Genomic DNA, 11,804 nt, shown 5'->3' on the forward strand with positions numbered 1-11,804 from the left:
GTTCATGGTATCGATCAGCGCAGCTTGCGCGGCCGCCCCCAGCTTCCCCTTCGGCTTTGCTTTTACGGGGGCCTTCTCACGCCGTCGTTGTGGGACGGTTGTTTTCGGTTCACGCGCTTTGGTCATGTCCTGTTCGCGAGCTTCGGTCGCAACCTCCTGCGCCTCTGTCGCCTGCGTCGCGCGTTCCCGAACTTCCGTCATGGTCATGGAGCGGTTCTTCGGATCGTTGTCGGCCTCAGGGTAGAGAAAGGCGATCTTGTCCTGCGCTTCGTGGATCGCGCGGATTGGCTTGGACTCAAAGAATTTGATGCGGTCCGCCAATATCGGGTTCTGACTATCGGGAACAATCAGGATCTTATTCGGGTCCATTCCCCGAATTTCCTGTGCTGTCAAAAGCGGGCGTTTTTCAGTGCCGGTTGTAACACCGCCACCGCCAAAGCCGACAGTCTTGACCTCTCGCTGACGGCTTTTGGTCGATCCCGTCCGATCACCCAGCAAAGTCTCAATTTCACTGGCCGTACGATCTTCCTTCGGCGCAAGATAAAGTTTGACCTGACAGGCGCTCTCAATCGCCTGCACTTCCTCTAACGTGTATGGGACGGACAAGAGGCCGGGGACTGACTGTGTGACGATCGCGAACCGACCACCGTGACCTGCCGTTTGCTTCATAGCCTGAACGATAAGGGGCATGTGGCCCAACTGGTCAAACTCGTCCAACAAGATGAAGACAGGGAAAGGCTCGTCGTCCTCCGGCTTCGATGTACGCATGAACGAAATGAGGTCTGCGAAGAAAAGTCGGATCAGCGAATTGAGGTCCTTAATGTCGTCTGACAGAACTTCGAGATAGATCGACATTGGTGTGCGGCGCATTTCCCTGAAATCGAAGTCGCTTGTCCGCGTCACGCGTTCAACCTTGGGATTGGACCATTGCGACAGGCCCGCGCTCGCCAAGATTGAGATAGTGCTTTGCTGGATTTTAGGGTCTTGTGAAGCGACGTGGTTCAACTGACGCGCGGCAGGCGGATACTGGCATTCCTTTGCAGCACGAAACAAAAGATCTGCGGACGACTTGCCGATATCCTCTCCCTCGCCTGTTCCGAAGATGATGCGATAAATCTCGCCCATTGTTGCGTTGCCGCGCTGAACGGCAAGGATACCGGCAGCGACAAACAGCAGGATCGACCCGTCAAGCCAGCCTTTGTTTTCTTCGACCTGTAAGAAAAGATGCGCGACCCGCCCGATTCCGGTCCAAAGCTCCTCCATGTTTTCAATGTCGGCGACTTTTGCCATCGGATTGTAGTTGTGCGTCGGCTTTTCGAAGTCGAACGGGGCAAACCGGAACACCTTGTCGCCGAGCTGTGCCCTCGCCCTTGATGTCTCAACCCACAGCTCGCCTTTCACATCGAGTGCCACCATAGAGCCGGGAAAGGTCAGCGCGTTCGGGATGACGAAACCCACGCCCTTACCGCTGCGCGTCGGCGCGACCAACAAGATGTTGCTGACAGTGCTGTAGAGTGCCGCGATGTAGCGGACCCTGCGGGTATTCAGTGACTTATTCTTTTCGGGGTCGGTGTTGTTGGCCTTGATGTTGATCGGTCGATCTGGGTGTTGGGCTGGTGGGGCGACATGCTCACCGAGGACGAAGCCCGCTCCCAGTTCGTTCAGCATCCGGTTCCTGCGGACGCTCGACTTGGACTGAAATCGTCTGTCGCCGTAGTTGACAAGGCGATCCTGGGCGACGGTCACAACCGCGATCAGCAGAAAAAATGCGACGACGGCCAGCACGATCAAATGGCCGGTCAGGTATGGCTGTTGAATCAACATGCCGGACATGAGGGTTTTGGTGTGCAGCATGAGGTCGGTTGCCAGAAGGTCGCGCCCTAATGCGACGGTCAGATAGACGCTGGAAACACCGGACCCTGCGACAAGGCCGCAGAGAACCGCGATGAAACAGGCGACAGTCAATTTCATATCGAAATGCCCCGCGACCGCGCATAGTTCGGATCGACGGCCTCAAGGCCGGTTTCAATCTCGTCCAGCTCCAAGCCCACATCGACAAACTTTGCGCTTTTCAAAAGCTCCTTCGCTGCAAGGCGCTGGTTGGCGGGCGTATCGACGTATTCGGAAAGGGCATCCATGTTGCCGGATGCAATGTCTTGCATGGCCCCCATGCCCTCCAAGGCGACGAATGCCGTCAGCATTTGTCGGCCCGCTGCGCTGTCCGCCAGATCGGCGCGTCCCGTTGTTGCAGCGGTGTTGGCAACGTCCTGCATAACGCGGGCAACGCCGTCACGATCATAGACCTTGCTGTCAGCGATGATCCTCTCTTCGACCTTGCCAAGATCCATCTGCCAGTCGCGGTAACGATCGGCTGCGGCTTCGTAGTTCTCTGACACCATCCGAGACTCGACGGCCTTCACGCCAAATTTGCTTTCGATTTGCAAGACGCGGCCTGCGGCCTCCTGCCGTATCATCGCTTCGTTCTGTTCGCGGGACAGATCGGGCCGCAAAACCTGACGATCATCCTCGGCTGAACCAAGATCGTTGGTCGCAACGGCCATCGTCGCGGCTTTAATGTCTTTGCCGTGCCGCGCGAAAATCTCCGTCGCAACAGCATCGTAAGCCTGCTCCTGCTCTTTCGAGAGGTCGCCGCGCTGCTTTGCCGTCGCAAGGTCGATCAACTCGTTTCCAAGCTGATCGAGCGCACGTTCTTTGTCGGACCGACCTTTTGCGGTTTCCGCTTGAGAAAGTGCGATCTGCATCCCCTCAAAACGATCAAGCGGGGTCGAAACTCCATCCTCTACGACAAGAGTAGTCGCTTCTTCGATGCGGCGGGACGCATCCTCAAAAGCCTTCACGTCGCGGGGCGGCGTTGGCATCGCGGCTGCAATCGCGGCAATGTCGCCTCGCTCAATGCGGGCGTTTTCGACTGGATCACCAATCGCATTGATAAGTCGCTCTTGCATCGTCACGCGGTCCAAGCCCATCTCGACCCCTTTCTGGACGTAGGCTTTCATCTCCTTGGGGATTTCTGCGAGCCTGTGGTTGTGCATTTCCGCATAGGCATCAGCGAAAGCGGGCATCACGGCCCTGAACCTGTCGGGCACGTCCCCAGTCACAAGGTAGGAATCCAGCACATTCGCATTGACGAACTCTTGTAGCAGATCGGCGTTTTTGTCTTTGACAAACAGTGCCGCGCGGGCCTCCAAAGCGCCGGTGTCTGGAATGAGATACGACGACGGCGTTTCCTTGAAGGCGGGCCAGATTGTGTCGTCCGTCAGGTCCGGGGTCACGTCTGTTTCGATGATGTTCAAAGCGGTGTCGATCTTCGACATGACCGACGCCCTACTTCTTTCCGGCAATGCGTCAATGGCGTCCTTGTTCTGCTCCGCCCAGCCGATCAAGGACGCGCGAATGTCCCCGCGGTCTGCGGTCACGTCCAGATCAATATCCATCATTTGTCCCTTCGGAACTTCATTGCCCGCGAATAAGGCTGCTGCTGAAATATACGCACGCTTCGCAATCATCGGTGCGCCGATGGTCTCGGCAAATTCTGCCAGGGTCGTGTAAAGCTCTGCGGTGTCCCGCATATCTTGCCTGCGCCATTCGGAGGTCAGGCTTGCTTTGACTTCGGGCGTTGCGAGTGTGCGGCCTTCGCGGGCGGCAAAGACCGCAGCACTCGTGATCGGTGCGCCATAAAGACCGCGGTCGGCACGCGTCAGGCTTTCGAGCCGCAGGCCGTAGTTGTCTGCAATGTCGGTCATGCGATCCCGCATCATCTGGGGATTGAAAATCCCTTCGGATGAGATGGAAAACCAAGTCCCACATTCGCCGCGATTGTTCAGAACGACATGGACGTGAGGATTGGCGGTGTCCGTGTGCAGGACGGCCACGTATTCCCATGTATCCGCGATATGCGTCTGATCCTCGAACATTTCGGCGCACCACTGTTGCACAATCACGAAGGCGGCGTCCTGGGACACATCGTCGGGGAACGACAGCACCATGTGGCTCGTATGGCCGTTGCGGGGTCGACCCTTCCAGTCCTGCGCCCATGCACGCACCATCTGATCGAGGTCAGCCTGGTCAAAAGCGTCCTTGTCGATGCTGACGCCGGGGGCGAAGCCGAAGATGCCCTTGGCCTTGCCGTTCACATAAGCCAGCTGTCCCGCCAGTTGCTTTTGATGCTGAACGCCGGCGCCTGGGATGCGCTTGACGAAGGCGCTGCCGGTCGAGGTCAGGCTTTTCCAGACACGATTGCCACGCGACGTCGCACCGCCAACGGATGTATGGCCCGCGCTGCGCCGCGCCCGGATCATGATTTCATCGTAGAACCCGCCGCTCACAGGCGCTCTCCCGCGTGCAATGCGTTCCGGCCTTGCTGTCGCACCTCGCTGAAACCGTCAGAAATCAGCCTGTCAACGACGGTGAAGGTATGCCGAACCGTCGCCAGAAACTGTTTATCCTCTGGCGAAAGCCTGGCCCCACCCCTCAATGCCGACCTGTTCATCGCGTAGGTCAGCTGATTGAGGTTGCGACCCTGGGCGCGTAACTCGCGTCTCGCCTCGGTCAGATCGAGCAGTTCATCGCGACGCAGCTCCAGGAAACCCGTCGCGGCGCGCACCAATGAACGCAAGGCTGCCGTTCGTGAAGGCAATCCCGCATCCACAATGAAGACGTCCAACGCCCGCAGTTCGCCGCCGGACAGGCGGAATGTGATGTTGTGGGAGGCACGATCCGGCTTGCTATGGCCGTGACCCCGGTCCTTTCGCAAAGCGTAGATGGTGGAAATGTGGACGCCAAATTTTGCCGCAACCGCCTTCGGGGCAGCGCCCTCTAAGAGCATGTGCGACGCCGCGATCTTGTCTCTGGTCGTGAACGATTTCGGCATCTCGAAAGCCCTAAAACGAAACTGTCTTGCAAGTGACATATCCTGCTACCTCTTCCCTAACATTATAGATCAGTCGTCACAACCATCAGAATGGTACAGTTCTATAATGTTAGTCCGTTTGAGCGGCCCGCAGGGACGCGACGGAGCGCCCACTGGGGTAGCGACGGAACTCCGATGGAGTGACCGCCCCGCAGGGGCGAAATTTCCTCAGGAGCCCAGTAAGGGCCTCTCATTGCGAAGTCCGACCTTCCCCCGCATGTGCACCCCCCTGCCCTACTCGCGTTCCTCACGGCTCCACGGCGAGCTTAAACGACGTCTCGAACCAATACTTCCCGGCCCGATCCAAATGACCTCGATGTGCCGGTGCCGCCTGGCATCGCTGCGCTCCGAACACCACGTCCATCCGTGCTTCAAAAGACCTTGGGCAGCAGGTCGTAGCCAACAGGCTATAGGCGACAGATCGCAGGTTAGAGGTGATGGGTGAAAAGTTTCAGGACGCAGGACGCTGGATTAAGGTTCCAAGTAACAGGTCGCAGGTTGTATCCAATAGATTCGAGGTAGTAGGCTAAACCTACAGGTCGCACGTAATAGGTGTCAGGTTGCAGGTTTTAGGTTACCTCCTATGATCCCAGAGGCTCCAACAGACGTACCGGCCCCGACACTGAGGACATCAGAATGAAGATCATTACTTTCGCCTCGACCAAAGGTGGCGTCGGCAAGTCCACCACAGCAGCCGTCGTTGCGGACAGCTTCTTTCGGAGTGGTCAGACCGTCCAGCTCATTGATTTCGACAATCAGGCCAGTGTCACAAACTGGGCCATCCCTGTCTGCGCACGCAACGACGGCATCGATATCATCGCGTTTAATATACCGCACGACGCGACAGTGGCGGAGTGCTACAACACGATGCTGGACCGGCTTCAGGATGACGTTGATTGGGTCATTATCGATACGAAAGGCGGGGAAGATGCCAGGCAAATGGCGGCTCTTGCAATCTGCGACCGCGTATTCTCGCCGTGCGGCCCCGAAAAGAACGAAGTAACCGGCGTTGAAAAGACATTGGCCTACTTCAAAATTGCCCTCGAAGCGACGGGTGATGATGATACCGACCCCAAAGACCTTCTGACTGTCATTTATCAAAAAGAGGGCCAGTTTCCGAACGCCCAGATGCTTGCTTACGAAGAACTCATTCATAGTCATTACGGCGCGATCAAAGGGCTGCATCGCTCAAGCGCAATCAAATCGTTTATTGGTGACGATATGACCAGCAACGAAGCGATCGCTGCGGCAGAATCTGACGGTCGAAGTTTTGAGGCGATCAAGAAAATACAAAAGGCTGCAGACGAGTTGGCCGCGCTTATCACGGGAGAATTTTGATGGCCGTTGAACGCAAGCCCCGCCAGAAGATGCCTGTTCCGGGGCTCACTGACCGCGACCGGGCTTCCATTGCAACGACAGCGAAGGCTAACGGTCTCGGTCAAACCGAAGTTGACACGTCACAATCAGAGCCGACGCCGGTACCGAGCAAAGCGCCTGCAGCTGACACAAAGCCCGATCACACCTCAAAGGCGGCACCTACGAAACCACCGTCTTCAGATGAAACAGTGAACTTCGCTCCAACACCCACTGCGCAGACCCCGGCTCGCAAGCCTGAGCCAGCCGCGGTTGCCGCTGACAAGCAACTGCGGGTGACGGTGGCTCAATCAAGCGACCTCGCGCTAGCAATACACGACAAATTACTGAGCCTGAGCCCGGATGCTCAAAAGTTCGCAAGCCCCGCGATTTTGCTACGTGAGTTCCTGCGTGAGCATGACGAAGAACTGGCGAAGATTTTCCGCATGACAAACGGCCTTCAATAGACGCATCGTTTCACGGTGGTCCGACAGGCATGGTATCCGGTCTGGCCACAGCGACAGCGACAACAATTACCCGTCCCTTTGGTGAGGGCCATCCAGAGGCTTTGCTCCTGAGCCACGCGGATATCGCCCCAAGCTGCCAGATCAATCCTGGTCCGGCTTCTCCGCGACTACCGCCCCCCTTTCGGTCGTTTCCGGCAATCTAGACGTATACTGTGCGAGGACCGCGGAGGAGGTTTGAAAGGTTCACGCACCCGTCTAGATCGAGATCGATACGGACGCGCCGCTGATCTCGCTGTCGCCGTTCTTCGAGGGCACCGTGAGCCCGCGGGCCACATCCGGCGGAACAACGGACGCGGATATCATCCCTCCGGTGTTCGGCAACAAGAACTCGAAGATCTATCACGTGGAGGGCTGCCCGGGCCACGCCGCGACATCCGCAAGGAACCGGGTCACCGTTCAAGACCGAGAACGACGCATTGAGTGCAGGCTACCGCAAAGCAAAGAACTGCACATGAACCGCACTGGAAAAGTCGGATGCAGATGACAAAGGACATACATCATGACCGAACAAGCCACAAAAGCGGCGACGGCACCCATCTCCGAAAAGCTTACCGCCCTCTACGACATCGCCCTGGATGGCCTGTGGGGAAGTGTCGACCGCAAGTTGTCGCGCCGGCGGATCGCAGAGCGACGCAATGCGCTCGAGGAAGATCGTTTCGCAGCCGAACGCCGCAGGGAAGAGCTCGAGACCCGCAAGACTCAGCGGATCAACATCTCTGCCAGCAAGGCATCGGTTGCGCCAGAGATCGCAATTGGCGCGACGATCTTCCGGAATCCCGATGATACCGAGCAGGTCTGGGGCGGCTTGGGCCGGCGTCCATAATGGCTGAAGACCGTTCTTGCGCGCAAGGTCGTCACGCTGGATGACCTGAAAAGCACCTGGACCGCAGAGGATTCGCGTGCGGCGGCACGGCTTGTCGAAGAAGGTGGCGTCTGAACGGCGACGACAACCGCGGGTTTGCATGCTTCACGGCCAGCCTTCAGATGAGTGTCGGGGCACTGAATATGGCGACGCGATCGTCGCTATAGCGCCGGCCATATTTTGATGGGTGACATGACGTCAGGGCAGGGGGTGGCACCCTCATCGCACTGCCGATCGCGCTTCTGCCTTGCGCTCACCCCGCGGTATCACGCGCCCAGAGGCGACGGGCTGACCAGAGGTATAGCTTCTCAGCATGGATGTGAGGTATCCCTCGGGCTTGACGATATCGGCCGTCCGGCTCGCCAGGTAATCGACCACCAGGATTGTGTTGTCCCAGCCCAGTATGCTCATGGCCTTCAGCATGGCGGTCTGTCCCAGTCCGATAAAAGATGAAAATTGAATTAGCACCGCTGCCAAATCTCGTTCGGTGGAGGGGGGGGCTGGATAGAACTCCCGCAAGGTTACGGCCTGCGCCCAAGCCAGGTGTATTCTACGGAGATCGAAAAATGGGCTTTCTTTTTTTAGATCTTTGGGTTTCGACTCTATGTGCCGGACAATCTGTCCGTCATCCGGGGTATATATGTCCTGCGCGATAGCCTTATCCGTCGGCGCAACCAGCCGGGCAGGGCAGGGGGCAATGACATCTCTCACGGCAGCTTTCTCCGGGAGATGCATCTCTGCTTCAGCCGTGATTTGGGCGATGTCGACGGCGAGTGCGTCAAGATCTGCCTGCGTCGTGCCGGTGCGACGCAGGGCATTGCGGACGGACGTGCGCAACGCATCGGCCCAGTCCGGAAGGAAACGACCGGACGATGCGAGTTGGCGCAAGGCCTCCTGGAGACCGGCGCTGAGCGCATTCTTGCGCTGGCGCAGGGCGAGGTTTTCCGCAGTCACCGTTTCCTGCAGGACCAATAACCGCGGATATAGTTCGAAGATCGGAGCCAGGTCGATACCGTAGGCCTGCACGATCTGACCCGTGTGGTTTCGTTCAGGAAACCGCCGCCCATTGGCACTCAGGTGGCGTCGGATCAGACCGACCTGCTCCAGTCGCGCCTCACCTCGGCGAAACCGTCGCGCATCCATGCCGCAGGCTCTCTGCAGAATTTCGGTCACGTTCATGAACGAGACATTCATTCCCGATGCGATCAGTGGGCCCTGAGGCAAGACCGTAAGATGGGCGCGAAGGACCATGACATCGCGGTCAGTGAGACCAATTTCACGGCGCATGGCCGTGACAAGTGTCAGCAGTTCCCATCTATCCAATGACTTGACAGGTGTGCTGTGCATCGGGCAAGCGTCATCAGCCTGCCGGCGCGGTGATACCGCGGACATAAGTTTGTTCATATGTTTTCAGAAGGCAGAATTTACCCGTTCACCGAAAACCGGTGTTGAAAACGATTCGGATAAGCGCTAAGCAGTCTGTGCAAAGAGAACTACGAAGCCCTTCCGGAGAGTGATCTTCGGGGGGGTTTTTTTATGCCTTGGTCTGCTCCTGTTGCTGCTGTTGCTCGATGGTTTCGATTTACCGCGGTAAATCGAAATATATGTTATTTATCAGTATCTTACGAAATCATCCTCGGACATTTCTCTGAAATTCCGAGAGAATGGTTTCGATTTCCTGTTCGATCCTGACGAGAATTTCTTGCGGCATGTCCTTGCGCGTGTTGATCACGAGTTGCCGAGACTTCCGCACGGTCGACACGCCGCCGGAAAGGAATTCCCGATGAATCCCGGTTTTTGGCGTAGGTGATTGTTTTGCTGTCTTGCGTGCTGCTTGCACCGCCATCACGAAGGTCTCGAAGCGTGTGGAGCTATCCGCGATATCACGGTCGACGAGCTTCACGGCGCGTCCCGGGCTGAGGTCGTTCTGGTCCATCAGCTTGACCAACGCATCCCATTTTCGCCGTCCGATACCGCGGGCAGGGCCGATTGCAGTGACCAGGTCTTCGCCGACGGATCGGTAAGTGCCGACCATGAAATTGATCAGCGTGCGCGAGATGTTGAGAAACTCGGCCACGTCCTTCTGATCGAAACCGACATCCAGAGCCTGTGCGGCGGCCCGGGCGCGTTCAATATAGCTCGTCTCGAGGCGAGCCGTGTTCTCGATGCCTTGCGCGATGAAGGCTTCCCGATCGTCCATCCGGGCGACAAAGGCCTTGATTTGGTGTTTGCCGAGCTGGCGATGCGCCGCAAGCCGGCGCCTGCCGACGACGATCTCGAAGGGCTTGTCACCTCCGGACAAAATGCGCACAAGGATCGGAATCTGCTGCCCGTTCTCGCGGATACTTTCCACCAGGGCATCGAGGTCCTCATTGACGTCGATGCGATCCTTGACCGCGCTCTCCCGTATCTGGTCGACCGGAATTTCCTGGTAGGTGCGGTCGGCCCCTCCTTGTGTGGCGGCGCTGATGTATTTCTGACTCGCCGCGCCACCCTTGACGAGGGGTTTGCGCCGGGGAGTTAGTGGCTGTGCCTCCGTCGTCGCGTTCGGATCGTCCGTCGGTCCGTGCTCAAAAACGTTGCGCGCCATCATGCCACCTCTGCGCTGGCATGGATCCGACCGCGGCTTCGCATGATCTCTTCCTCGATCTCGACCGCAATGCCGTGAAGACTTTCCAGGACACGGTCGTAGGTCTTGCGGGTGAAGGTCGACGGATCGACCTCGAGAAGCGGATTCATCGTGTTGCCGGCGTCTGCGATCGCGGTCGAGGCGAGAAAGTCCGTCTTCAGCATAGCTGGTCCCAGCGTGTTGCGCAGGAAGGAACTCAATTGCAGCTGCGCAGGGTCATGCGCTGAATATCGCGTCAGCAAGATCCGGATGAAGTGGAACCGCTTATTGGGATCCACGCCCTCGATGCTCGCCAGCGTGCTCGAGGCCAGCTCGAGAAACTTCACGAGGCTGACGACGTCGAGCATGCCGGCCGAGAGGGGGACCAGCATCGCATTGGAGGCGTAGAGAGCCGCGATGACACAGAAGGACATGTGAGGCGGCGTGTCGAACAGGATGACATCGTAGGTGTCCTCAACCAGGCTCAGCGCGTCCGAGATGCGGGTATAGAAGGGGACGCCGCGGGCCGCCGCCGATGCGGTCTCATACTCGAACTCCGTGAGCGCGATCGATCCCGGGATGATGTCGATGTTGGGGAAATACGTGGGCTGGATCGCATCGGCTATTCCGATGCGGGTGCTGTCTTGTCCTTCTTCATCGTAGCGCAGGACGTCGTAGATTGACGGCAAATCATCGAGGTCGGCCTGAATGTCGAAAAGATCCGAACAGCTTGCCTGCGGGTCCAGATCGACCATGAGGACCTTGAAGCCCCTGAGCGCCAGAAACTGTCCGAGATTGACGGCCGCAGTCGTCTTGGAAACGCCGCCTTTCAGATTATATATCAATAACTTAGTGGTAACCTCTCCGTCGATCTTGCCCGGGAACATGTCCACGGAAATCTTGCCGGCCACATAAAGCTTGTTCTGGATATCGATGATTTCGTCCAGGCTGAATGTGCGGCGGTTGCCGGGCTCCATGATGCCTTCCGGCAGATCGGGCACGTTCTTAAGGTGATGCCGCAGCGTATTGTAGTTCATGCGGAAAGTGATGTCGGCCATCTCACGGATCGTGAATCGCCGCAGGCCGCCATCAGATTTACGGGAATTTGGAGCGTGCAGCCGTGCAGACTGCTGTCTCAATGCCTGATCGAGTGCTACGCTGAAGGCATCCAGGGCCTCCGAACCCACTATCTGCGTCATCCTGCCACCTGCGCGTTATTTTGTTTTTTTCAGCCTTACATCAGCAAATGCCGATTATCTACAGAAAGCTGACGGGTTCATGCAACGTGCGTGAGGAGCCACGACGTTGATGAGTGCGCATACCCTTATTTTTGCTATGATGAACAATATCTTGTCAGAAAACATGGGCATGATCGTGGCTTCAAAAATAATTATCCACCGCCCACCGATATGCTTACGCGTACCGTAAATCGATCATGCGATATTGGACCCCGGTCTCTCACGCCTATGTCACGTGCCCGTGATTCTCGGAAGATAGTAGGGCTTTGGCGGAAGACGGAGGAGT

At 57.4% G+C, this 11,804-nt stretch carries 9 protein-coding genes; 3 read left to right on the forward strand and 6 right to left on the reverse strand.

Annotation, left to right across the window (positions count from 1 at the left end; genetic code table 11):
* From ACOI1H_RS20525 to ACOI1H_RS20535, 3 genes are all read right to left on the reverse strand, one after another.
* The coding region (locus ACOI1H_RS20525; RefSeq protein ID WP_422439779.1) for a type IV secretory system conjugative DNA transfer family protein at window positions 1-1,971 on the reverse strand (1,971 nt) is incomplete at its 3' end.
* A complete protein-coding gene (locus ACOI1H_RS20530) occupies window positions 1,968-4,346 on the reverse strand; it encodes a relaxase/mobilization nuclease domain-containing protein (protein ID WP_422439781.1) in 2,379 nt (792 codons plus the stop codon). The genes ACOI1H_RS20530 and ACOI1H_RS20525, both read right to left, overlap by 4 nt.
* Complete coding sequence (locus tag ACOI1H_RS20535; RefSeq protein ID WP_422439783.1) at window positions 4,343-4,891, reverse strand: hypothetical protein; 549 nt, start codon at window positions 4,889-4,891, stop codon at window positions 4,343-4,345. Before ACOI1H_RS20535 ends, ACOI1H_RS20530 begins: the two co-directional genes overlap by 4 nt.
* Window positions 4,892-5,566: 675 nt before the next feature.
* Here ACOI1H_RS20535 and ACOI1H_RS20540 point away from each other — a divergent pair.
* The 3 genes from ACOI1H_RS20540 (at window position 5,567) to ACOI1H_RS20550 (ending at window position 7,633) form a co-directional block, all read left to right on the forward strand.
* Window positions 5,567-6,268, forward strand: coding sequence for a ParA family protein (locus tag ACOI1H_RS20540; RefSeq protein ID WP_422439785.1), 702 nt, complete (start codon window positions 5,567-5,569; stop codon window positions 6,266-6,268).
* Window positions 6,268-6,750, forward strand: coding sequence for a hypothetical protein (locus ACOI1H_RS20545; protein WP_422439787.1), 483 nt, complete (start codon window positions 6,268-6,270; stop codon window positions 6,748-6,750). The genes ACOI1H_RS20540 and ACOI1H_RS20545 overlap by 1 nt, the downstream gene beginning before the upstream one ends.
* A gap of 559 nt (window positions 6,751-7,309) precedes the next feature.
* Window positions 7,310-7,633, forward strand: coding sequence for a hypothetical protein (locus tag ACOI1H_RS20550; RefSeq protein ID WP_422439788.1), 324 nt, complete (start codon window positions 7,310-7,312; stop codon window positions 7,631-7,633).
* Window positions 7,634-7,891: 258 nt separating this feature from the next.
* On the opposite strand, the gene ACOI1H_RS20555 is transcribed toward ACOI1H_RS20550, so the two are convergent.
* From ACOI1H_RS20555 to ACOI1H_RS20565, 3 genes are all read right to left on the reverse strand, one after another.
* A complete protein-coding gene (locus tag ACOI1H_RS20555) occupies window positions 7,892-9,076 on the reverse strand; it encodes a helix-turn-helix domain-containing protein (protein ID WP_422439790.1) in 1,185 nt (394 codons plus the stop codon).
* Window positions 9,077-9,302: 226 nt separating this feature from the next.
* The gene (locus ACOI1H_RS20560) at window positions 9,303-10,265 is read right to left on the reverse strand and encodes a ParB/RepB/Spo0J family partition protein (RefSeq protein WP_422439792.1); all 963 of its coding nucleotides are present in this window, start codon (window positions 10,263-10,265) and stop codon (window positions 9,303-9,305) included.
* Window positions 10,262-11,338 carry an AAA family ATPase gene (locus ACOI1H_RS20565; RefSeq protein WP_422439794.1) on the reverse strand — a complete coding sequence of 359 codons (1,077 nt, stop codon included), beginning with the start codon at window positions 11,336-11,338 and terminating at the stop codon, window positions 10,262-10,264. The genes ACOI1H_RS20560 and ACOI1H_RS20565 overlap by 4 nt, the downstream gene beginning before the upstream one ends.
* Between the last annotated feature and the right edge of the window lie 466 nt (window positions 11,339-11,804).

It is taken from the genome of Loktanella sp. DJP18 (assembly GCF_049310965.1).
In the GTDB taxonomy this organism is placed as follows: domain Bacteria; phylum Pseudomonadota; class Alphaproteobacteria; order Rhodobacterales; family Rhodobacteraceae; genus Loktanella.